Origin of the sequence: Microbacterium sp. SA156 (assembly GCF_049065455.1) — a bacterium.
In the GTDB taxonomy this organism is placed as follows: Bacteria; Actinomycetota; Actinomycetes; order Actinomycetales; family Microbacteriaceae; genus Microbacterium; species Microbacterium barkeri.
Genome location: NZ_JBAKGU010000002.1, coordinates 125,890 through 147,983, shown reverse-complemented (window position 1 = coordinate 147,983; position 22,094 = coordinate 125,890). Strand labels below are relative to the sequence as shown.

20 protein-coding genes are annotated in these 22,094 nt (G+C 72.5%); 12 read left to right on the top strand and 8 right to left on the bottom strand.

Features of this window, described 5'->3' with window-relative positions:
* The first annotated feature begins 174 nt into the window (after window positions 1-174).
* The gene (locus ACOWU6_RS02840; RefSeq protein ID WP_421074648.1) at window positions 175-1,818 is read left to right on the top strand and encodes an ABC-F family ATP-binding cassette domain-containing protein; all 1,644 of its coding nucleotides are present in this window, start codon (window positions 175-177) and stop codon (window positions 1,816-1,818) included.
* Window positions 1,819-1,869: 51 nt separating this feature from the next.
* On the opposite strand, the gene ACOWU6_RS02835 is transcribed toward ACOWU6_RS02840, so the two are convergent.
* Entirely contained in the window at window positions 1,870-4,551 is a 2,682-nt protein-coding gene (locus ACOWU6_RS02835) for a hypothetical protein (protein WP_421074647.1), read from the bottom strand.
* A gap of 256 nt (window positions 4,552-4,807) precedes the next feature.
* On the opposite strand from ACOWU6_RS02835, the gene ACOWU6_RS02830 reads away from it, so the two are divergent.
* Genes ACOWU6_RS02830 through ACOWU6_RS02820 form a run of 3 tightly spaced genes read left to right on the top strand, consistent with a single transcriptional unit; the run spans window position 4,808 to window position 10,677 of the window.
* Complete coding sequence (locus ACOWU6_RS02830; RefSeq protein ID WP_421074646.1) at window positions 4,808-9,388, top strand: ATP-dependent helicase; 4,581 nt, start codon at window positions 4,808-4,810, stop codon at window positions 9,386-9,388.
* Entirely contained in the window at window positions 9,388-10,188 is an 801-nt protein-coding gene (locus ACOWU6_RS02825; protein WP_421074645.1) for a DNA-formamidopyrimidine glycosylase family protein, read from the top strand. The genes ACOWU6_RS02830 and ACOWU6_RS02825 overlap by 1 nt, the downstream gene beginning before the upstream one ends.
* A gap of 60 nt (window positions 10,189-10,248) precedes the next feature.
* Window positions 10,249-10,677 (top strand): rhodanese-like domain-containing protein, encoded by a 429-nt coding sequence (locus tag ACOWU6_RS02820; protein ID WP_421074644.1) that lies wholly within the window; start codon window positions 10,249-10,251, stop codon window positions 10,675-10,677.
* A 38-nt stretch (window positions 10,678-10,715) separates the two neighbouring features.
* Here the strand turns inward: ACOWU6_RS02820 and ACOWU6_RS02815 are convergent, their stop codons facing one another.
* Window positions 10,716-11,243: a transferase gene (locus ACOWU6_RS02815; protein ID WP_271174743.1), complete on the bottom strand. Its 528-nt coding sequence runs from the start codon at window positions 11,241-11,243 to the stop codon at window positions 10,716-10,718.
* Between the two features lie 68 nt (window positions 11,244-11,311).
* Between ACOWU6_RS02815 and ACOWU6_RS02810 the strand changes: the two genes are divergently transcribed.
* A complete protein-coding gene (locus tag ACOWU6_RS02810) occupies window positions 11,312-12,043 on the top strand; it encodes a LysR family substrate-binding domain-containing protein (RefSeq protein ID WP_421074643.1) in 732 nt (243 codons plus the stop codon).
* Window positions 12,044-12,048: 5 nt separating this feature from the next.
* Here ACOWU6_RS02810 and ACOWU6_RS02805 read toward each other — a convergent pair whose 3' ends face one another.
* Genes ACOWU6_RS02805 through ACOWU6_RS02795 form a run of 3 tightly spaced genes read right to left on the bottom strand, consistent with a single transcriptional unit; the run spans window position 12,049 to window position 14,128 of the window.
* Complete coding sequence (locus tag ACOWU6_RS02805) at window positions 12,049-12,855, bottom strand: tryptophan-rich sensory protein (RefSeq protein WP_271174741.1); 807 nt, start codon at window positions 12,853-12,855, stop codon at window positions 12,049-12,051.
* 55 nt (window positions 12,856-12,910) lie between these two features.
* A complete protein-coding gene (locus ACOWU6_RS02800) occupies window positions 12,911-13,396 on the bottom strand; it encodes a glutaminase (protein ID WP_421074642.1) in 486 nt (161 codons plus the stop codon).
* An 18-nt stretch (window positions 13,397-13,414) separates the two neighbouring features.
* The gene (locus tag ACOWU6_RS02795; RefSeq protein ID WP_271174739.1) at window positions 13,415-14,128 is read right to left on the bottom strand and encodes a GTP pyrophosphokinase; all 714 of its coding nucleotides are present in this window, start codon (window positions 14,126-14,128) and stop codon (window positions 13,415-13,417) included.
* Window positions 14,129-14,209: 81 nt separating this feature from the next.
* Here ACOWU6_RS02795 and ACOWU6_RS02790 point away from each other — a divergent pair, with 81 nt between their 5' ends.
* Window positions 14,210-14,518 carry a hypothetical protein gene (locus ACOWU6_RS02790; protein ID WP_271174738.1) on the top strand — a complete coding sequence of 103 codons (309 nt, stop codon included), beginning with the start codon at window positions 14,210-14,212 and terminating at the stop codon, window positions 14,516-14,518.
* A gap of 4 nt (window positions 14,519-14,522) precedes the next feature.
* Here ACOWU6_RS02790 and ACOWU6_RS02785 read toward each other — a convergent pair whose 3' ends face one another.
* Together ACOWU6_RS02785 and ACOWU6_RS02780 are read right to left on the bottom strand one after the other, a co-directional pair.
* Window positions 14,523-14,849, bottom strand: coding sequence for an ATP-dependent DNA ligase (locus ACOWU6_RS02785; RefSeq protein ID WP_271174737.1), 327 nt, complete (start codon window positions 14,847-14,849; stop codon window positions 14,523-14,525).
* 53 nt (window positions 14,850-14,902) lie between these two features.
* Complete coding sequence (locus ACOWU6_RS02780) at window positions 14,903-15,382, bottom strand: SRPBCC family protein (RefSeq protein ID WP_421074641.1); 480 nt, start codon at window positions 15,380-15,382, stop codon at window positions 14,903-14,905.
* A gap of 206 nt (window positions 15,383-15,588) precedes the next feature.
* Here ACOWU6_RS02780 and ACOWU6_RS02775 point away from each other — a divergent pair, with 206 nt between their 5' ends.
* Genes ACOWU6_RS02775 through ACOWU6_RS02765 form a run of 3 tightly spaced genes read left to right on the top strand, consistent with a single transcriptional unit; the run spans window position 15,589 to window position 18,120 of the window.
* Complete coding sequence (locus tag ACOWU6_RS02775; protein WP_421074640.1) at window positions 15,589-15,720, top strand: hypothetical protein; 132 nt, start codon at window positions 15,589-15,591, stop codon at window positions 15,718-15,720.
* 10 nt (window positions 15,721-15,730) lie between these two features.
* The gene (locus tag ACOWU6_RS02770) at window positions 15,731-16,408 is read left to right on the top strand and encodes a DUF6766 family protein (protein ID WP_421074639.1); all 678 of its coding nucleotides are present in this window, start codon (window positions 15,731-15,733) and stop codon (window positions 16,406-16,408) included.
* A 47-nt stretch (window positions 16,409-16,455) separates the two neighbouring features.
* Complete coding sequence (locus ACOWU6_RS02765; protein ID WP_421074638.1) at window positions 16,456-18,120, top strand: ABC-F family ATP-binding cassette domain-containing protein; 1,665 nt, start codon at window positions 16,456-16,458, stop codon at window positions 18,118-18,120.
* A gap of 69 nt (window positions 18,121-18,189) precedes the next feature.
* Here ACOWU6_RS02765 and ACOWU6_RS02760 read toward each other — a convergent pair whose 3' ends face one another.
* The gene (locus ACOWU6_RS02760) at window positions 18,190-18,672 is read right to left on the bottom strand and encodes a ferritin-like domain-containing protein (RefSeq protein WP_271174732.1); all 483 of its coding nucleotides are present in this window, start codon (window positions 18,670-18,672) and stop codon (window positions 18,190-18,192) included.
* A gap of 253 nt (window positions 18,673-18,925) precedes the next feature.
* Here ACOWU6_RS02760 and ACOWU6_RS02755 point away from each other — a divergent pair, with 253 nt between their 5' ends.
* Genes ACOWU6_RS02755 through ACOWU6_RS02745 form a run of 3 tightly spaced genes read left to right on the top strand, consistent with a single transcriptional unit; the run spans window position 18,926 to window position 22,052 of the window.
* On the top strand, window positions 18,926-20,323 hold the full coding sequence (locus ACOWU6_RS02755; RefSeq protein ID WP_421074637.1) for an ABC transporter substrate-binding protein: 1,398 nt from the start codon (window positions 18,926-18,928) through the stop codon (window positions 20,321-20,323).
* Window positions 20,320-21,213 carry a sugar ABC transporter permease gene (locus ACOWU6_RS02750; RefSeq protein ID WP_324012417.1) on the top strand — a complete coding sequence of 298 codons (894 nt, stop codon included), beginning with the start codon at window positions 20,320-20,322 and terminating at the stop codon, window positions 21,211-21,213. The genes ACOWU6_RS02755 and ACOWU6_RS02750 overlap by 4 nt, the downstream gene beginning before the upstream one ends.
* Window positions 21,210-22,052 carry a carbohydrate ABC transporter permease gene (locus ACOWU6_RS02745; protein WP_421074636.1) on the top strand — a complete coding sequence of 281 codons (843 nt, stop codon included), beginning with the start codon at window positions 21,210-21,212 and terminating at the stop codon, window positions 22,050-22,052. The genes ACOWU6_RS02750 and ACOWU6_RS02745 overlap by 4 nt, the downstream gene beginning before the upstream one ends.
* Window positions 22,053-22,094 lie beyond the last annotated feature (42 nt).

The following is a 22,094-nucleotide window of genomic DNA, read 5'->3' as shown; positions in this document are numbered from 1 at the left end:
GTTGAAGCTGATCGACGCTCACGCGCTCACGCGCTGAACCGTCGACGCTCGCCGTTCTCCCTCGGAACAACCGGGCCGGTCCTTCTCTCGGACCCGCCAAGAGCCGTCCGCCGAAGTCCTTCGGCGAGCGTCCGGTGTCAGTGCATCCGCACACTCGCACACCGGAGGTCCCTCATGCCCGCTCTCACTCTCGATCACCTTTCCTTCATCTGGCCTGACGGCTCGGTCGCCCTGTCGGACGTGTCCGGCACGTTCGGCGACGGACGCACGGGCCTCGTCGGCCGGAACGGATCCGGCAAGTCCACGCTGCTGCGGCTCGCGGCCGGCGAGCTGACCCCGACCAGCGGCCACATCGTCCGCACCGGGGACATCGCCTACCTCCCGCAGCGACTCACACTCGATGTCGACCGCCCGGTCGCCGAGCTCCTCGGCATCGCCCGTCCGCTCGCCGCGCTGCGCGCGATCGAGTCGGGCGACGTCGACCCGGCCCACTTCGACGCCGTCGGAGACGACTGGGACATCGAGTCGCGCGCGCACGCCGCGCTCGCCGACGCGGGGCTCTCGCCCGAGGCGCTCGATCGCACGGTCGGGAGCCTCTCGGGAGGCGAAGCCGTCCTCGTGGCGATCGCGGGCATCCGCCTGCGCTCCGCCGCGATCACCTTGCTCGACGAGCCGACCAACAACCTCGACCGCGACGCGCGCCTCCGGCTGCACGACATGGTGCGAGGATGGCGCGGTGCGCTCGTCGTCGTGTCGCACGATCTCGAGCTGCTCGAGCTCATGGACGACACCGCCGAGCTGTACCGCGACGAGCTCAGCGTGTTCGGCGGGCCCTACTCCGCGTGGCGAGCGTGGCTCGACGCGGAGCAGGAGGCCGCCGCGCAGGCCGAGCGCGACGCGGACAAGGCGCTCAGGAAGGAGAAGCGCCAGCGCATCGAGTCCGAGGTCAAGCTCGCCCGCCGCGCACGCACCGCGCGGAAGGCCGAGGCCGAGAAGCGCGTCCCGAAGATCGTCTCGCACGGCCGGCGGATGGCCGCTGAGGTGTCAGCAGGTCGTCTCAGCACCGAGATGCGCGAGAAGGAGTCGGCGGCCCGGGAGGCGCACGAGGCCGCGGAACGGCGCCTGCGCGACGACGTCGCGGTGCGCATCGACCTGCCCGATCCGGGTGTGGCCGCCGGGCGCCGCGTCGCGACGATCGGCGACGGCGAGCGCTCGTGGGTCGTGCAGGGTCCCGAGCGCATCGCCCTGACCGGGCCGAACGGCGCGGGCAAGTCGACGCTGCTGCGGAGGCTGCTCGGCCTTCCGGTCGCGTGGTGCGACGAGGCCGTTCCGACGCCGGACGCCGAGCAGGCACCGCTCGGCGCGGGCCTGCACGCCGAGCTCCACGTCGAGCACGTCGGGTACCTGCCGCAGCGGGTCGACGGTCTCGTCGAGGAGGCGTCGGTGCTCGACGCCGTGCGCGCGGCCGCGCCGAACACGCCGGACCGCGAGCTGCGGAACCGCCTCGCGCGGTTCCTCCTGCGCGGAGCGACCGTCGAGCGCCCGGTGCGGAGCCTCTCGGGCGGCGAGCGCTTCCGCGTGGCGCTCGCGCGGCTGCTGCTGGCCGATCCGCCGCCGCAGCTGCTCGTGCTCGACGAGCCGACCAACAACCTCGACATCGACACGGCCGAGCAGCTGCTCGACGCGCTCCGCGCCTACCGGGGCGCGGTGCTCATCGTGAGCCACGACGAGTCCTTCCTCGCGCGGCTCGCTCCCGATGCGGTGCTCGAGCTGCGCGACGGCCGGCTGTCCGAGCGCGAGCTGGCCCCGGTCGCCTGACGGGCGACCGGCGAGGTGACGGCGGCGGCACATGCCGCCGCCGTCACCCGGTCACCACCAGTAGCCGTCGGAGGTGACCGTCACGGCGTCGCCGTCGATCTCGATGCCGCCGCTGAAGGAGATGTCGCGCTCCTCCGTGACCTCCTCGTCGTCCGAGAAGAAACCGGAGTCGATGTAGGTCGCCTCGGCGACGCCCTCCGAGGCGGTGAAGTACGTGCCGTCCTCCGCGATCTCGATCGACGGGTACGTCGCGATGCTCCACGTCACCGGGGTGTCGTCCGGATACACGTACACCTGGAACGGGCAGTCCTCGGGCTGCCCGACCGTCTGCTCGGCGCATCCGTCGAGGAGCGCCTTCACCTGCGCGTCGACCTCGTCCTGGAGCGCCGACGTCGGGCGGAAGTCGATCTCTGCGGCGCCGCCCTCGAAGCCCGCCGGACCTGCCGCGATCACGCGCACCGGATCGGCCTCGAAGAACGCCGACGAGGCGGGCTCGACGTCGTACGCGCCCGGATACACCGCGACGGTCGCCTGTCCGGACTCGTCGAACGGCACGTCCACGCCGCCGATCCGCGCTCCGCCGCCGTCGGCGTACACGAAGACCTCGGTCAGCAGCGGTGTCGCGACGCGCCAGCGCTCGAGCACGAGCCACTCGTTGTCGAGACGCTCCACCTCGAGCGACGCGCTCTGCTCGACACCGTCGAGACGGTAGGTCACGTCGACGTATCGCACGTCTCCTTCGCCCGCACCGTCCGCGACCTCGACGTCGGAGATGCGCTCCGCCGCGGCCGACAGCACCTCGTCGGTGAGGAACGCGCGCTCGGCGTTCGAGACGTTCGGGTCGACGAGCGCGCTCGCGGCCTCCGCCTGTCCGTCGGCGATGAGGCCGACGTACCGCTCGACGGCGGCGGCGGGCCCCCGGCCGGCGTTCACGACCGAGAGCGCGACGGCCGCGCCGACGCCGAGCACCGCCACCAGGGCCACGGCCCCGCCCGTCCACGCGAGCGCCTTCTTCGTGCGCGGGCTCATCGGAGCCGGCGGCGCCGGCGGCGCGGCCGGAGCCGTCACTGCGGCTTCGTCGGCAGGGCCGCCCGCGACCGGCGCCGGCGCGCCCCCGGAGAGCCAGGTCGCGACGGTCGCGCGCCCGCCGATGACCTCGAGCAGGCGAGGCGAGAGCCCGTACACCAGCGCCGGCAGCACCTGCGCGCCGAACGAGATCGCGGCGGCCCATACGAGGAGGACGAGCAGCGACCACCACGCGATCGACAGAGCGACCGTCCCCTCGCCGGAGAAGAACATCATGCTGCCTGCGCCCGCGGCCGACGCGCCGAACAGCAGCAGCGCGAACACGATCCATCCGATCAGCGCGCCAGCCGGCAGCTGCCACATCCGCGCGAGGTCGACCTGCGCGCCGCGCGGCCGCCGCACTCCGATGCGCACCGCGGCGAGAACCGCCGTGACGAGCGCGACGAGCACGGCGAGCCACAGCCACCACTGCCCCGCGCCGAACACCGTGTAGAGCTCGCTCGCGCCGCCGAAGCCGCTCGTGCCGGCGCTCGCCTCGATGCCGCCCAGCTGGGCGATCACCGCAAGGGCCGCGGCGACGTTCAGGCAGAGGACGAGAAGCAGCGGGATGGCGCCGGCCATGTCCTGCTGGACGAGCCCGATCGCGCCGCCGATGATCGCGAGCGGGGTGAACACGACCGCGAAGATCGTCGCGACCACGAGCGGCTCGCGGATGATCGCCGGAAGCGCCCCGACGTTCCGGCGGATGGCCGCCACCAGGCCTTCGCCCTGCGCCGTGCGGCGTCCGAGCTCGCGACCGAGGAAGCCGGCCGCGGTGAGGAGGAGCGTGCCGACAGCGACGAGCCGGAAGCCCGCGCTCGTCAGCAGGAAGGATGATCCCGCCTCCTCGACCCGCGGCGACAGAATCGCGACGAGCAGGAGCAGGACGAGCGACGCGGCGAGTCCCGCCGCGGCGCTCGCGATGAGCCGATGCCACACGGTCTGCTGCGGATCGCGGCGTTCGAGACGCCACGACCACCACGCGGTCACGACGAGGACCGCGAGGGTGAGGACGAGCGGGAAGACCCATGCGGATCCGCCGCCGGACGCGCTGAACATGCCAGCGGATCCGCCCAGCTGCACGCTGATCTCGCCGCCCAGGACGAGTCCGGCGCACACGAAGACGAAGCCGATGAGCACGCCCGCGCCGGCGTCCGGCGAGGCGCTCGAGCCGCCCATGCTCTCGAACGCGTCGGCGAGGGGCGCGATCGCGGCGAGGGCGAGCAGGAGGCCGGCGACGATCGTCGTGCCGAGGGCGATCCCCGCGGTCGTGAGCGCCCCGATGAGAAGGGTCCGCGGCAGCTGCGTCGGGCGCAGCGACGGGAGGACCGCCGCGGGTGCGCCAGGTGCGGCGCCGTCGGGCGACGCGGCCTGCGGGGGCTCCGGCGGTCCGGGCTGAGGCGGCAGCGGCGGGACGGGCGGCACCGGCGGATGAGGCGGGCCGGGCTCGACGGGCGGCTCGGGCTGGCCGGGCTCGACCGGCGGCTCGGGAGCCGGTTCGACGGGCGGGGCCGGCGCGGGCTCCGGCTCGACCGGCGGCGCGGGCTCCGGCTCGACCGGCGGGATGGGCTCCGGCTCGACCGGCGGAACCGGCTCCGGCTCGACCGGCGGAACCGGCGGCTCGGGCTGGACGTCGTCCGAGGACGGCGGATGGTCGTTCATGGTCATGTGATTCCCCCCTCGTGGTGCGCGATCGCGCTCCATAGACATATCGGTGTCCGCCGACACCGCGCAATTCCGATGACACCGATATCCGGCTCGCCCGCCCGCTCCCCGCGTCGCCGCGGGAGCAGGAGAATCCGCCGAGCGAAGGACGATCCGTCAGGAGCCGTCCTGGGATGGGCGGATCTTCCTGCTCCGGGTCGGGTGAATCAGACCGCGATCGACCGAGCCGGATGTCGGCGGTCCGGGAGAGGATGGATGCGTGGATGTGCTCGATCGGTTCGGCGAGGCGACGCGGGAGTGGTTCCGCGGTGCGTTCGCGGCGCCGACCGACGCCCAGCGCGGCGCGTGGGATGCCGTCTCGAAGGGCCGCCATGCCCTCGTCGTCGCGCCCACGGGCTCCGGCAAGACCCTGTCGTCGTTCCTGTGGGCGATCGACCAGGTGTTCCGCGAGAAGGCGCAGGATGACGCCGAGCGCACGCGCATCCTCTACGTCTCGCCGCTCAAGGCCCTCGGCGTCGACGTCGAGCGCAACCTGCGCTCGCCGCTCGTCGGCATCGCGCAGGCCGCGCGGCGTCTCGGGATCGAGGCGCCGACCGTGAGCGTGGGGGTGCGCTCGGGCGACACCCCGTCGGCCGACCGGCAGCGGCTCGTCCGGCACCCGCCGGACATCCTCATCACCACGCCCGAGTCGCTCTACCTCATGCTCACGAGCCAGGCGCGGGAGACCCTGCGCGGCGTGCATACCGTGATCGTCGACGAGGTCCACGCGGTCGCGGCCACCAAGCGCGGCGCGCACCTCGCGGTGAGCCTCGAGCGTCTCGACGAGCTGCTCGAGCGGCCCGCGCAGCGCATCGGGCTGTCGGCGACCGTGCGCCCCATCGACGAGGTCGCGCGGTTCCTCGGCGGTTCGGCCCACGTCGAGATCGTCGCGCCGAAGGCGTCGAAGACCTTCGAGCTGTCGGTGACGGTGCCGATCGACGACATGCAGAACCCGCCGCCGGCCGCGGGCAGCGCGCCGCCCTCCGGCGCCGAGCAGGGCGAGGACGGCGAGGACTGGTTCCTTCCCGAGACCACCGAGATCACCGGGTCGGTGTGGCCGCACGTCGAGGAGGCGATCGTCGACCGCGTGCTCGCGCACCGCTCGACGATCGTGTTCGCCAACTCGCGGCGTCTCGCCGAGCGCCTGACGGGCCGCCTCAATGAGATCTACGCCGAGCGGCTCGGTCTCGACCTGCCCGATCCCGCCGTCCCCGCCGCGATGATGGCCCAGGCCGGGCAGACCGCGGGCGCCGAGCCCGTGCTCGCCAAAGCGCACCACGGGTCCGTCTCGAAGGAGCAGCGCGCCGTCGTCGAGGAGGAGCTCAAGTCGGGTGCGCTGCGGTGCGTCGTCGCGACGAGCAGCCTCGAGCTCGGCATCGACATGGGCGCGGTCGACCTCGTCATCCAGGTCGAGGCGCCGCCGAGCGCCGCGAGCGGCCTCCAGCGGGTCGGCCGAGCGGGCCACCAGGTCGGCGAGATCAGCCGCGCGGCGCTGTTCCCGAAGCATCGCGGCGACGTGCTGCACACCGCGATCGTCACCGAGCGGATGCTCCACGGCCAGATCGAGGCGATCGCCGTCCCGCAGAACCCGCTCGACATCCTCGCCCAGCAGACGGTCGCGGCCTCCGCGCTCGGCGAGATCGAGGTCGAGCGGTGGTACGAGATCGTCCGGCGCAGCGCCCCGTTCCGCACCCTGCCGCGCAGCGCGTTCGAGGCGACGCTCGACCTGCTCGCCGGCCGCTACCCCTCCGACGAGTTCGCCGAGCTGCGGCCCCGCGTCGTGTGGGACCGCGACGCCGGCACGATCGCCGGGCGCCCCGGCTCGCAGCGCCTCGCCGTCACGAGCGGCGGGACGATCCCCGACCGCGGGCTGTTCGGGGTCTTCATCGCGGGCGAGACCCGCAACGCGCGCGTCGGCGAGCTCGACGAGGAGATGGTCTACGAGTCGCGTGTGAACGACGTCTTCACGCTGGGCACGACGAGCTGGCGCATCGTCGAGATCACGCACGATCGCGTCAACGTGCTGCCCGCGTTCGGCCAGCCCGGCAAGGTCCCGTTCTGGCACGGGGACGGGCTGGGCCGCCCCGCCGAGCTCGGCGAGGCCCTCGGCCGCTTCTCGCGCGAGATCACGAGCGCTCCCGCCGACCGCGCGGAGCAGCGCCTCATCGAGGCCGGCCTCGATGAGAAGGCGCGCGGCAACCTCCTCGCGTACCTCGCCGAGCAGCGCGAGGCGACCGGCACGCTGCCGACCGACCGCACGCTGACTGTCGAGCGCGGGCGCGACGAGGTCGGCGACTGGCGGATCATCCTGCATTCCCCCTACGGCATGCACGTGCACTCGCCCTGGGCTCTCGCGGTCAACGCGCGCATCCGCGAGCGCCTCGGCGTGGAGGGATCCGCCGTCGCGAGCGACGACGGCATCATCGCGCGCATCCCCGACACCGAGTCCGAGCCGCCCGGCGCCGAGCTGTTCGTGTTCGATCCCGACGAGCTCGAGCAGATCGTCACCGACGAGGTCGGCGGCTCCGCCCTCTTCGCGTCGCGGTTCCGCGAGTGCGCGGCCCGCGCCCTCCTCATGCCGCGCCTCAACCCGGGCAAGCGCATGCCCCTGTGGCAGCAGCGCCAGCGCTCGGCTGCGCTGCTCGAGGTGGCCAAGCGCCACCCGACCTTCCCGATCATCCTCGAGACCCTCCGCGAGGTCCTCCAGGATGTCTACGACCTGCCCGCGCTGCTCCGCGTCGCGCGCGGGATCGGCGAGCGGCGCATCCGGCTCATCGAGACCGAGCCGTCGCAGCCGTCGCCCTTCGCGCGCGATCTGCTCTTCGGCTACGTCGGCGCGTTCATGTACGAGGGCGACTCCCCGCTCGCCGAGCGGCGCGCCGCCGCGCTGTCCGTCGACCCCGCGCTCCTGAGCGAGCTCCTCGGCAAGGTCGAGATGCGCGAGCTGCTCGACCCCGACGTGCTCGCCCAGTACGAGGCCGAGGCGCAGCGGCTCGCGCCCGACCGCCGCGCGCGCGGCGTCGAGGGCACGGCCGACCTGCTGCGCGTACTGGGCCCGCTCGCGGCCGACGAGGTCGCCGCGCGCCTCGAGGACGCCGCCGACGCGCCCGCGCACCTCGCCGCCCTCGTCGACGCGCGGCGCGCCATCCGCGTGCAGATCGCGGGAGCCGACCGCTTCGCGGCAATCGAGGACGCGGGGCGCCTCCGCGACGGGCTGGGCACTGCGCTCCCCGTCGGCATCCCGGTCGCCTTCCTCGAGCCGGTCGCCGATCCGCTCGCCGACCTCGTGTCGCGGTACGCGCGCACCCACGGGCCGTTCACGACCGACGCCGTCGCGACGCGTCTCGGTGTCGGCGCTGCGGTCGCGCGCCACACGCTGCAGCGACTCGAGGCGCAGGGTCGGCTGTCCAGCGGGTTCTTCCTGCCCGAGCGCGACGGCGTGCCGCTCTCCGACGAGGTGGAGTGGTGCGATGCGGAGGCGCTGCGGCGCATCCGGATGCGCTCGCTCGCGGCGCTGCGCGGAAGCGTCGAGCCGGTCGCGCCCGACGCCTACGCGCGCTTCCTCCCCGACTGGCAGCACATCGTGCGCCCGCTCGAGGGGATCGACGGCGTCGTCGCGGTCGTCGACCAGCTCGCCGGCGTCCCGATCCCGGCGAGCGCCTGGGAGTCGCTCGTCCTGCCCTCGCGGGTGCGCGACTACGCGCCGTCCATGCTCGACGAGCTCACCGCGACCGGAGAGGTCGTCTGGTCGGGGCACGGATCCCTGCCGGGGCGAGACGGATGGATCGCACTGCACCCCGCAGACGCGGCCTCGTTCACGGTTCCCGACATCGACGGCGAGCTCGCCGAGGGCTCGCTCGAGGCGCAGCTCGTCGCGGCGCTCGCGGGCGGAGGCGCCTACTTCGCGAGCCAGCTGCGCGAGGCGACGGGAGCCGAGAACGAGCAGTCGGTCGTGGAGGCGCTCTGGAACCTCGTCTGGACGGGGCGCGTGACGAACGACACGTTCGCGCCGCTGCGCACGCTCCTCGGCGGCGGCTCGCAGAGCCACAAGGTCGCGCGCCGCACCCCTCGCGCGCGGATGTACCGAGGAGCGACCTTCCGCCCGACGACCTCGGCGCCGCCGCGGCCGCCCGCGCTCGGCGGACGCTGGTCGCTCGTCCCCCGTCCCGAGCCGGATGCCGCGGCGCGGGCCACCGCGAGCGCGTCGCTCCTCCTCGACCGCTACGGCGTCGTGACGCGCGGATCGGTGCAGAGCGAGCAGGTGCCGGGCGGCTTCGCGCAGGTCTACCGCATCCTCGCCGGCTTCGAGCAGGCCGGCCACTGCCGACGCGGCTACCTCATCGAGCAGCTCGGCGCGGCGCAGTTCGCGGCGTCCTCGACGATCGACCGGCTGCGCCAGTTCGCCGCCGTGCCCGAGCCCGCTCCCCTGCGCGCGCTCACGCTCGCCGCGACCGACCCGGCGAATCCCTACGGCGCGGCACTCGGATGGCCCGCGCTCGAGGCCGTCAAGCACCGCCCGGGCCGCAAGGCGGGCGGCCTCGTCGTGCTCGTCGACGGCGCCCTCGTCCTCTACCTCGAGCGCGGCGGACGCACGGTGCTCCAGTTCGCCGACGACGAGGAGGTGCTCGCCGCGGCGTGCCGCGACCTCGTCGCGACCGCACGATCGCGGCGGCTGGAGACCCTCACCGTCGAGCAGGTCAACGGCGAGTTCGTCTTCGGGACGACGCTCGGCCGGGCTCTGCGCGCGGCGGGTTTCGTCGAGTCGACGAAGGGCCTCACGCTGCGCCGGGAACGCGGCTGATGCCCGAGGGCGATACCGTCCACCGCGCGGCGCGTCGACTGCACGCCGCCCTCGCCGGCCGGGTGGTCACGCGGTTCGACCTCCGTGTGCCGCAGGCGGCGACCGCCGACCTGCGCGGCGAGACCGTGCACGAGGTCGTCGCGCGCGGCAAGCACCTCCTCCACCGCATCGGCGAGCACACGCTGCACACGCACCTGCGGATGGAGGGCGAGTGGCATGTGTACGCGCAGGGCGCCCGCTGGCGCCGCCCGGCCTACCAGGCGCGCGCGATCGTCTCGGCACCCGGCGTCGAGGCGGTCGGATTCGAGCTCGGCATCGTCGAACTGCTGCTCACGCGCGACGAGGAGGCGGCGGTCGGCTACCTCGGACCCGACCCGCTCGCCCCCGACTGGGACCCGGACGAGGCCGCGCGGCGCCTCGCCGCCGACACACGCGCGGCGCACGTCGCGCTCCTCGACCAGCGCAACGTCGCCGGGTTCGGCACGGAGTACGTGAACGAGCTGCTCTTCCTGCGCGGCATCGCCCCCACGCGCCCGATGTCCGAGGTCGACACCGCGGCCCTCGTCGCGCTCGGCGCGCGGGCCATCCGGCGCAACGTCGATCAGCGCACGCGCTCGTTCACGGGGGATGCGCGGCCTGGCCGGGCGATGTGGGTCTACGGGCGCGACCGGCAGCCGTGCCGTCGATGCGGGACGCCCATCCGCAAGACCGCGATGGGGCCCGACCCCACCCGCGAGCGCCGCGTGTACTGGTGCCCACGCTGCCAGCCCGAGGCCGACGACGGCCGATCAGCGGCGTGATCCTGCCAGATGCGAGCGGATCGCGCGGCGGCCATCCGGCTCGCCGATAGCGTGCGTGCCATGACGAACTCCGCAGCCGCCGCCCACTTCCGCGCGAAGCTCTCCTTCGAGACCGACCCGTCCGACGTCTTCGCCGACCAGCAGGAGGGCGCCGCGTTCGCCCTCGTCGACACCCGCTCGCAGGCCGCCTGGGATCAGGGTCATGCGGTCGGCGCGATCCACCTGCCCACGCGCGAGATCGCCGCGCGAGCTTCGGCCGAGATCCCGCACGGCACTCCGGTCGTCGTGTACTGCTGGAGCCCGGGCTGCAACGGCGGAGACAAGGCCGCGCTCGCGTTCGCGCAGCTCGGCTACGACGTGCGCCTCATGATCGGCGGCTTCGAGTACTGGGCGCGCGAGGGCTATCCCGTCGAGAGCGCCGACGGCCCGGTCGTCCGCGCGGCCGATCCGCTCGTCGCGCCGGTCGCCGCGCCGTCCTGCGTCTGCTGACAGCGAGACGGCCCCGGCTGAGCCGGGGCCGTGCGGCCTCATGCGGCGAGCAGGAAGCCCTTGCGGTCGGTGGCGACGGCTGCGCCGTCCCGGATGCTCTCGTCGTCGCCGATGCGGGAGCCGGGCGCGACCCGCGCGCCCTCTCCCACGGTCGTGCGCACTCCGATGTGGGCGTTCGCGCCGATCATGGCGCCGGGGCCGATGTGCGCCCCGACCTCGATCGTCGCCTTCGGCCCGATGAGCGCGTTGGCGTCGATCCACGCGCCGCGCGCGACGCGCGCGCCCGCGGAGATCCGCGCCCCCGGTTCGACATAAGCGCCCGCTTCCACACGCGCGTCCGGATGGACCTTCGCTCCTGTGGCGATCAGTCCACGTCCGTTCACGTGCTTGCGATAGCGCAGCAGTTCGCCGTGGTCATTCTCGATGTCGACGTAGTTCTTTCCCACGATGCCCTTCTGCGGCCCCGGGCGAGGCCGGACATCTGCGACAACGCCGGCGTCCCGGCAGGTATTCCCCTGAATGGACGCTTTCGCTGCTGCTCGATGCACCCGGCTCGACGGGGGCATTCTGGTGTTGATCGGCGGAATCGGATGGTCAGATCGCCTCGCGGGGTCGGTCCGCGTAGGCTTGCGGCATGGCGCACGGGAAGGGATCGGCACCTCGCCGCGGCGGCGCCGCCCGCGGCGGTGCGCGCGGCCGGTCCACAGGCGGACGCGCTCCCGGGCGCACGACCCCCGCGCCGAAGACGGCGCCCTCCCCGGAGCCGGAGGCGCCCCGCACCTTCCGTCTCGGCGCCGTGCCCGGCGCGACTCCCGGTCGCTGGGTGGACCGCTGGAGCAGCCGCAGGCCCGAGGTCGCCCTCGAGCTCGTGCCGCTCGAGGTCGCGGAGCAGCGCAGGGCGCTCGACGACGGGCGCGTCGACGCCGCGATCGCGCGACGCCCGATCGATGACGACGGCCTCCACGTCATCGCGCTGTACGACGAGGTGCCGGTCGTCGTGATGTCGAGCGAGTCCGACCTGACGGTCGTCGACGAGCTCGAGGCGTCCGACCTCGACGGCTCGGTGCTCATCGTGCCGGGCGACGATGTGCTCGGCCCGTTCGACCTCCCCGGCACGGTGCCGCCGCGCTTCGACACGATCGAGACGACCGCGGATGCGATCGCGACGGTCGCCACGGGCGTCGGCATCGCGATCGTGCCGATGTCCCTCGCCCGGCTGCACCACCGGCGCGACGTGACGTACCGGCCGCTCGTCGGCGGCCCGGTCTCGTCGGTCGTCTTCGCGTGGCGGCGCGACCGCGACTCCGCGGACATCCAGGACTTCGTCGGCATCATCCGCGGGCGCACGGCGAACTCCTCCCGCTGAGGTCGTCACGACGCCGCCCTCCGCGAGAACCGGAAGGCGAGCGTCGCGCCGAGCGCGATCACCGCGACTGCGGCTGCCGTCACGCCGATCGCGGTGCTCGCCGGCTCGCCCGAGAGCCGTGCGACGGCGAGCCACGAGAGCCCCCAGGCGAGCGCGAGGGCGGGCGCCAGGCGGCCGCGGCCCCGCCACCCGATGCCGACGGCGATGATCGCGATCACCGCGAGCGCGACGACGCCCGCGACGGCGGCCGCGTCGGCCCACTCCTCCGGTGCCGTCCGGGTGAGCCACGCGGCCGTGTTCGCGACCGCTGCGATCGTGACCCAGCCGAGGTGGAGGCCCGTGACACCGTCGATGAGAAGCGCGGGCAGCAGGCCCTCCCGCGCTGTGCGGACGGCGCGATGGAAGGCCAGGGCGAGCACTCCCGCGAGCGCGAAGATCACCGCGACGGTCGTGGGCAGGTCGGCGAACTGCGCCGCGAGCAGCCACAGCCCGTTGAGCACCTCCGACGCCGCCACCCACCAGCCCATCGCACGCTGGCGGACGTCTGCCCGCTGCTGCGGAAGCGCCTGCCACGCGGCATACGCGACGAGGCCGATGTAGATCGCCGACCAGATGGAGAACGCCGGGCGCGCGGGGGCGAGGTACGAGCCGTCCACATCGAGCGCGCCGCCCTGGAGATCCTGGACGGGCGTCCCGCCGAAGAGCCCTGCGCCGACCATTGCCGCGGCGATCATGAGGCACGTCGCGGCCACGACGGCGACCTGGCGGACGACGTCGCTGCGGTTCGCGTGCGCGGGAGACGAGGGGGTCATCTGCCCACGCTAACGAGCGCTCCGACCCCGATTCCGGGGGTTGACAGACCCCGGGTCAGGTGCGAGGCGCCGTGAGCAGGTCGATCTGCTCATCGAGGTAGGGAGCCAGCGGGCGGAGGAAGCCCGCGGGCGACCAGCGCACGCTGAGCACGCCGTCCTGCCATGACAGCGGGCCATCCGCCCCGCCGTCGGCGACCGCGTCGACGTCGATCGCGGACCATCCGAGGTGGAGCGTCTCCCCCTCGGCGAACCCGCCGCGGAACGCCATCGCCCGCAGCTCCGCGCGCCGCCGCTGCGACTCGGCCGCGTAGCCGCGGCGCACCTCCTCGGCGGCGCGCAGGATCTCGCCCGTCGCGAGGAGCCCGTCGCCGGTCAGCAGGAGGACGCCGAGATGCCACCCCTCGCCGACCCGCACGATTCGCGGGCGCGCGCCGAGCGCTCCGCGGAGGCGCCCCGGCTCGCGCAGCTGTCCGAGACCCTCGCGGGGGATGCCGCGAAGACGGCCGCGCGTGTCGGCGAGCAGGGCGCGGAGGTCGTCCATCCGCCCCACGATAGCCCGCTACGCGGCGGTCGGCCCATCCCCGCCGGAGCGCGGGAGGATCGACAGCGGCGCGATCGGGGCCGGGCGCTCGCCGTGCAGCTCGCGGTGCAGGCGCTCCATCCGGTCGTCGAGCTCTGCGGCTGTGACGGCCGCGTCGCGCAGGCTGTCGATGAGCCGCGCCGGCACCTGCTTGTCGTACTTGTAGTAGATCTTGTGCTCGAGGCTCGCCCAGAAGTCCATCGCGATCGTGCGGAACTGCACCTCGACGGGAACCGACACCATGCCCGTCGACAGGAACACCGGCACCTCGACGATCGCGTGGAGGCTCTTGTAGCCGTTCGCCTTCGGGTGGGCGATGTAGTCCTTGACCTCGCGCACGCTGATGTCGTCCTGGCTCACGAGCAGCTCGAAGAGCCGGTACGCGTCGGTCACGAAGCTGCAGGTCACGCGGACGCCCGCGATGTCGAGGATGCTCGCGCGGATGGCCTCGATCGTCGGCTCGATGCCCTTGCGGTCGGCCTTCTCGGCGATGCTGTCCATCGACTTGAGGCGGCTCGAGACGTGCTCGATCGGGTTGTAGGCGTGCTGGTGCTCGAAGTCCTCGCGGAGGATGGAGAGCTTCGTCTCGATCTCGCGCATCCCGAAGCGGTACTCGTTGAGGAACCGCTGCATCTCATCGCGGAGCGAGCGAGCGTGCTCCAGCATGTCCTCGTCGACGGGGATCGAGCTCATGAGGCCCACGCTAGGGTCGCGCGCTATGGGATCCCTGTGAGATCCGCCTGGAGCACCCTGGCGCGGCGTTAGCCTGGGGCCATGGGCACTCTCTACTACGGCGCATCCGCGACGCCGATCTCCGTCGAAGACCGTGCTCTCGCGCACCTCAAGGTCGTGATCATCAGCAAGCTGCGCCGCGACGAGAGCTTCTCCGTCTCGTGGCGCCACCGCGAGGGCGAGCCCGAGGGCCGCAGCACCATCTGGGTGCACCCTGCGATCCCGCTGCGCTTCGAGTTCGAGGAGCCCGTCGCCCCCGAGCTCGACCGCCAGTGGCTCGAGGACCTCGCCGTCTCGGCCAACGCGCTCGGCGGCATCCAGCTCGTCGAGGAGCCGCCGACGCACGGCTGACGGGTCAGAGCGGGTCGCCTCCGGGCGCCTCGGCCGGCTCCGCCGGCTCGGGCATGATCGTGAGCCCCGACGGCCCGCTCGCGGCCTTCATGAGCTCATCCAGCCAGACCCGGTTGAGCCGCGGCGAGCGCCCGCCGGAGAACTGGAACTGCAGGGGCACCGCGGGGTGCAGCCAGAAGCTGCGACGCCCCGTGCCCTCGCCCAGGGACGCATCGAACATGAAGGGCTCGGAACGGCGGAGCTTGTTCATGACCACGATACGCAGATGCGCAAGGGTACGGTCGTCCATTTCGACGGAGTCGCCGCCCAGTCCGTAGATGAATTTGCCCACGAAGCGACTCTAACCGGTACAGGCGTCGAAAATCACGGCTTCGTCACGGGGAGTCAGATCGCGTCGGCCGGCCCGGGCCGATTCCGGTGCACCTCGCCGCGCCACCCGCCCGTCGCGGTGCCGCGCGCCTCCATGTACTCCTTGAACCGCTCGAGGTCCCGCTGCGCCTGCGCGGAGTCGACGCCGATGGCGGCGCCGAACGACTCGAGCATCCCCTCCGGCTCCCAGACCATGCGGAGCGTCACACGCGTGCCGTTCTCGACGCGCGCGAAGTCGACCCGCCCGACGTGGAAGATCCCGTCGGTGCTCTGCCAGACGATGTGGTCGTCCGGCACCTGATCGACGATGTCAGCGTAGAAATCCTCCGTGAATCCGCCGATCGTCACCGACCAGCGCGAGCGCACCTCGTCGATCTGGCGGACGGATCTCACCGCGCCGAGGTACTCGGGGAAGGTCTCGATCTGGGTCCACTGGTTGTAGACCTCTTCGAGCGGCGCCTCCACGTCGATCTCTGCGCTCAGCGATGTGGCCATGGTGCCTCCTCCCGGCGGCTCCGTCCCCAGGTCGCCGCCCCGTCGCTAGCCAGGCTAGGCAGCGCCTCCCGACCAGGCACCCGGGTTGACGCCACGGGGCTCGCGATGTATCGGCTGGGTGCGCGGCACCCACCCTGTCCTAGCCGGGCGCGTCGCGCGCCGTCAACCTCCTCCCGCGCGGCGGAGAAGCGCCATAGGGTGACGGCATGTCAGCACAGGTCAAGGGCGCATCCGATGACGACGAGACCGTCGGGATGCGCGTCGTCTTCTGGTCCTGGTTCTCGATCGTCGCGGTCGGACTCGCGATCATGATCGTCCTTCCGCTGACCGGCCGCTGAGGAGGGGTCCATGCCGCGCTTCATCCGCGACAACGCGCTGTCGCTCTTCTTCCTCGCGATCTTCGTCGCGACCCTCGTCGGGCAGGCGTTCGTGGGCCACGCGAACAACAACGAGGAGCTCGTCCGCCACGGCCAGCCCGAGATCCCGCTCGGCGAGTTCGTCACGTCGTCTGCGTTCCTCGTCGACGTCGCCGAGAACTGGCAGAGCGAGTTCCTGCAGTTCTTCCTCTTCATCCTCGCGACCGTGTGGCTCATCCAGCGCGGCTCGCCCGAGTCCAAGCGCCCCAGCGATGAGGGCCCCGGCACCGACGAGGACCAGATCGTGGGAGAGCACGCTCGGGCCGACTCCCCCGCCTGGGCGAAGCTGCGCGACTGGCGCCAGACGCTGTACGGCAACTCCATGCTCATCGTCATGGGCGCGATCTTCGTGCTCTCCTGGTTCGCGCAGTCGCTCGGCGGGCTCGTGGTCGCGAACGACGAGGCCGCGCAGCACGGCGAGCCCGCGATGACCTGGCTCGCGTACGTCGCGGGGCCGGAGTTCTGGAACCGGACGCTGCAGAACTGGCAGTCCGAGTTCCTCGCGGTCGGCTGCATGGTCGCCTTCTCCATCTACCTCCGCCAGCGCGGGTCCGCCGAGTCGAAGCCCGTCGGAGCGCCGCACGCGGAGTCGTCGATCGAGTCGGAGTGACGCGCTCCTCCAAGGGCCGTGCGAGCGCGGTCTGAGAGGATGGCCGGATGACCGCGACCCTCGTGGCCGGCGGGATCGCCGGCGGATACGGCCACCGGACGCTCTTCTCGGGGGTGGACCTCACGGTGTCCCCGGCCGATGTGGTCGGGGTCGTCGGCGTGAACGGAGCGGGCAAGTCGACGCTGCTGCGCATCCTCGGCGGCGTGTTCGAGCCGCAGGCCGGCACGGTGTCGCTCTCTCCCGCCGACGCGTTCGTGGGCTACCTGCCGCAGGAGCACGAGCGCGTCGAGGGCGAGAGCGTCGCGGCGTACCTCGCGCGGCGCACGGGGTGCCAGGCGGCGAGCGCGGAGCTCGAGTCCGCGGCGGCGGCGCTCGCCGACCCGGCCGCCCATCCTTCGGGCGTGGACCCCGCAGACGCGTACGCGTCGGCGCTCGATCGCTGGCTCGCGAGCGGGGCGGCCGACCTCGACGAGCGCATCCCCGCAGTCCTCGCCGACCTCGGTCTCGAGCTGGACGGCGAGGCGGCCGGCCGCACCCCGATGACCTCCCTCTCCGGCGGTCAGGCCGCGCGGGTGGGCCTCGCGGCGCTCCTCCTCTCGCGCTTCGACCTCGTGCTGCTCGACGAGCCGACGAACGATCTCGATCTCGACGGCCTCGCGCGTCTCGAGGCGTTCGTGAAGGGGGTCCGCGGGGGCGTCGTGCTCGTGAGCCACGACCGCGAGTTCCTCTCCCGCTGCGTCACGCGCGTGCTCGAGCTCGACCTCGCGCAGTCGTCGAACCGCGTGTTCGGCGGCGGGTACGACGCCTACCTCGAGGAGCGCGAGGTCGCGCGCCGTCATGCCCGCGAGGCGTACGACGAGTTCGCCGAGAAGAAGGCCGACCTCGTCGCCCGCGCGCGCGTGCAGCGGGAGTGGTCGAGTCAGGGCGTGCGGAACGCGCTCCGCAAGGCGCCCGACAGCGACAAGCTGCGTCGCAGGGCGTCGACGGAGTCGTCGGAGAAGCAGGCGCAGAAGGTGCGGCAGATGGAGAGCCGGATCGCGCGACTCGAGGAGGTCGAGGAGCCGCGCAAGGAATGGCAGCTGCAGTTCACGATCGGCGCCGCGCCGCGCTCGAGCACGGTCGTCTCGACGCTGACCGGAGCCGTGTTCCGGCGCGGCGACTTCGCCCTCGCTCCGGTGTCGCTGCAGGTCGACGCGGGCGACCGCATCGGCATCACCGGGCCGAACGGCGCGGGCAAGTCGACGCTCCTCGCCGCGCTGCTCGGGAGGATCGCTCCCGACGAGGGCTCGGCGAGCCTCGGCGCGAGCGTGCGGATCGGCGAGATCGACCAGGCGCGCTCGCTGCTGGCCGGGGCGACCCCGCTCGCTCGGCGCTTCGAGGAGATCGTCCCCGCGCTCACCCCGGCCGAGGTGCGCACCCTGCTGGCGAAGTTCGGTCTGCGCGCCGACCACGTGTCGCGGGCCGTCGGGGATCTGTCCCCCGGCGAGCGCACCCGCGCCGGCCTCGCCGTGCTCCAGGCGGTCGGCGTGAACCTCCTCGTCCTCGACGAGCCGACCAACCACCTCGACCTGCCCGCGATCGAGCAGCTCGAGCAGGCGCTGGACGGGTACGAGGGCACCCTGCTCCTCGTCACGCACGATCGCCGGATGCTCGAGAACGTGCGCACCGAGCGGCGCTGGCACGTCGAGGCGGGCGTCGTCACCGAGCGGTGACCCCGCGAAGACGGCGACGGGCGCCGGAGGCTCTCACACAGCCGTCCGGCGCCCGCGCCCCTCACGCTCTCAGGACACGAGCTCCTTGAGGCGCGTCGCGAGCTCCTCGCTCGTGTGCACCTCCTGCTCCCGGTTCTCCTCGAGCAGCTTGAGCGCATCGGATGCCCCGAGCGCGGTCACGGGGATGATGAGCGACTGGTAGGCGGCCATCTCGTAGTGCTCGTTGCCGAGCGCGGCCGAGAGGGTCACCTGGTCGCGCAGCGGCTTCGCCGTCTTCGCGATGAGCGACTCGGCCTGCTTGCTGATGCCCTTCGTGCTGGGGGACGCGGCGGTCGACTCCGGCACCTCGAGCAGCTGGAAGACCTTCTTCAGGTTCTCGATCTGCTGCTTCGTCTCATCGGCGTGATGCCGGAACAGCTTCTTCACATCGGGCGACGCCGCCGCCTCCGCGAGCTCGCCGAGTGCGGCAAGCGAGTCGTCCTCCATCGTCAGCGCGGTGCGCAGCTGCAGCCGCAGCAGGTCCTCGGGGGTCTCGAGGTTGACCTGGCTCATGCGTCCTCCTTCTGTCGACGACCGGCCCGTGCCGGCTGCCTTCGACGCTAGGGGCGGTCGCCGCTCCCGCCCAGCCGCTTGCCAGGGCACCTCGCGCCCTGCTAACGCGCGGTGCGCGGTCAACGCCATGGAAGCGCTTCTGTCAAGCCGGTACCCCGCGACCCGGCCCGCTCCTAGCCTCGGCACCGTCCGGGTGCCGCAGCACCCGAGGAGGAAGTGGCCCCGACCGGGCCGATCGCGAAGGAGCCGCATCATGCGCACACGAAGGCACTCCCATCCGCTTCTCGTCACGACCGCCGTGGGCGCGGCGGCGCTCGTGACGCTCTCGGGATGCGCCGTCGGCACGGGCGGCCAGAGCGGCGCCGACGATGCCGAGTACTCCTCCGACGCGACCCTCGACGGCGAGCTCTCGGTCATGGGCTTCTCGGGCGTCGACGAGGTCGCGACCTCGCGCATGGACTTCGCCGAGCAGCAGCTCGGGGACGGCGTCGAGGTGAAGCTCACGGAGGGCGAGCTCGACCTGCAGCAGTTCCTGTCCGCCGCCGCGACGGGGTCCCCGCCCGACCTCATCTACGCCAACCGCGACCAGATCGGATCGCTCGCCGCGCGCGGCGCCATCCTCCCCCTCGGCAGCTGCTTCGAGGGCGAGGGCATCGACGCCGACGCGTTCGTCGAGCCCGCGCTCGAGCAGGTGACGCTGGGCGGCGAGGTCTACGGCGTGCCCGAGTTCAACACCGTGCAGATCACGATGGCGAACGCCGACCTCCTCGAGGAGGCGGGGCTGTCGGTCGACGACGTGAACGGCTCGGACTGGGAAGCCATGTCCGCCGCCAACGAGGCGCTCATGCAGCGCGACGGCTCGCTCTCGGTGATCGGCGTCGACAGCAAGCTGCCCGAGTTCTTCCCGCTGTGGGCGCGTGCCAACGGCGTCGAGCTGCTCAGCGAGGATGGCCGCGAGGCGAACCTCGACGATCCCGCGGCGATCGAGGCGCTCGAGTGGGCCGTCGGCATCTACGACGCGCAGGGCGGCTTCGGCGACGTCAAGGCGCTGCGCGACTCCGCCGACTTCTTCGGCGAGGGCAACCAGTTCGCCACGGGCGTCCTCGGCGCGATGCCGATGGAGCAGTGGTACGTCAACGTGCTCAACGACGTCTCCCCCGATGCGCCGATGGTCTTCAACACGGTCCGCGACCACGAGGGCGAGCCGATCGCCTACGCGTCCGGCTCTGCCTGGGCGATCCCGTCCGGCGCCGAGAACCCCGAGGCCGCGTGCCGCTGGGCGCGCGCCATGACGTCGGTCGACGCCTGGATCGCGGCTGCCGAGGCTCGCCTCGACCTCCGCGAGGAGGAGGGCAAGCCGTTCACGGGCATCCTCACCGGCAACGCCGAGGCCGACGAGCAGATCCGCGAGATGGTGACCTCGGGCGGGGAGCCGTGGGACAGCGCGGTCGAGGCCGTGTACGAGGCCAACGAGCACACCTTCACCCTGCCAGCGAACCCCGCCGACGCGGAGTTCGAGGCCGCGCTCAACGACGCGATCAACGACGTGCTGTCGGGCGACGCGGAGGCGGCCGATGCGCTCACCCGCGCCCAGGAGACCGCCCAGGAGGCGCTCGACGAGGCCTGGGCCAAGGTCGAGGAGGGGTCGTGAGGGCGCGCGAGACGCGCGCGGCTCTGCTCTTCCTCAGTCCCTGGATCATCGGCTTCGCCGTCTTCACCGCCTGGCCCATCCTTTACAGCGCCTACCTGTCGCTGACGGACTACGACGTCATCAACGATCCGTCGTTCGTCGGGTTCGACAACTACGCCGAGCTGTTCTCGGACCCGAAGGTCTCGCTCGCGCTCGGCAACACGCTGTTCTTCACGGCCGTCCAGGTGCCGGCCTACGTGATCGTGTCGCTCGTGCTCGCCGTCCTGCTGCAGCGCGCGGGGCGGGCGTCCGGCTTCTTCCGCACGGTCTTCTTCCTCCCGAAGATGACCCCTCCGGTCGCCGTGGGCATCCTGTTCCTCCTGCTCTTCAACGGGCAGAGCGGGCTGTTCAACTCCGCGCTCGGCGCCGTCGGCATCGACGGGCCGTCGTGGACGACGGACGGCTCGTGGGTGAAGCCGGGCCTCGTCATCATGAGCCTGTGGACCGTCGGCTCGTCGGTGCTCATCCTGCTCGCGGCGCTGCGCGGCGTCCCCGAGGAGCTGTACGAGTCGGCGCGGCTCGACGGGGCGGGCGCGTGGCGCAGGCTCACGAGCGTGACCCTGCCGATGATCAGTCCCGCGCTGTTCTTCGTCGTCGTCGTGAACACGATCGCGGGGCTGCAGACCTTCGACGAGGCGTACACGGCGTTCTTCGGCGCGGGCAACACGACCTACGCCAACGATGCCGCGCTCTTCTACGTCATCTACCTGTTCCAGCAGGCGTTCGAGTTCCTCCACATGGGATACGCGTCGGCGCTCGCGTGGCTGCTGTTCCTCATCGTCATGGTGGTGACGGCCGTGCAGGTGATCGTCTCGCGCCGCCTCGTGTACTACGAGGGAGGTGCGCGATGACCGCCGGGCTCCGGGTCCGCGTCGGGCGCTGGGCGACCTGGATCGCGCTCGTCGCGGCCGGGCTCGTGTTCGCCTATCCCTTCGCCTGGCTCGTGAGCGCGTCGTTCAAGCCGCGCGGCGAGGTGTTCGACAACCGGCTCATCCCCCGGACCTTCACGTGGGACAACTACGTGCAGGTCTGGCAGGAGGCGCCGGTCGCGCTGTGGCTGCTCAACACCGCGGTCGTCACGGTGCTCGCCGCGACGGCGGTGACGCTCTCGAGCGCGATGGTCGCGTGGGGCTTCGCGTACTACCGCTTCCGCGGCCGCGGCGTGCTCTTCGCACTCGTCCTCGGCTCGATGATGCTCCCCGGGGCGGTGACGATGATCCCGACGTTCCTCATCTGGAACGCGCTCGGGCAGGTCGGCACGCTCACCCCGATGTGGGCGCACAACCTGTTCGGCAGCGCGTTCTACATCTTCCTCCTGCGCCAGTTCATGCTGTCGCTCCCGCGCGATCTCTTCGACGCCGCTCGCGTCGACGGGGCGAACGCGTGGCAGCTGTTCTGGCGCATCGCGATGCCGCTGTCGCGCCCCGCCATCGCCGTCACGCTGGTCTTCGAGGTGCAGGCGGTGTGGACCGACCTCATGCGCGCCCTCATCTACCTCCGCGACTCGGCGACCTTCACCATCCCGCGCGGTCTCAAGGCGCTCGTCGACGCCTTCGGCTTCGGCGGCGAGTGGCACTGGGAGATCCTCGTCACGGCGAGCGTCATCACGACGGTGCCGATGATCATCCTCTTCTTCCTCGCCCAGCGGCACATCGTGGAGGGCGTCGTCGCCGGCGGTGTGAAGGGGTGACGCGCGGAGGCGCCCGGCGGCCTCGGCCGCCGGGCGCCTCCG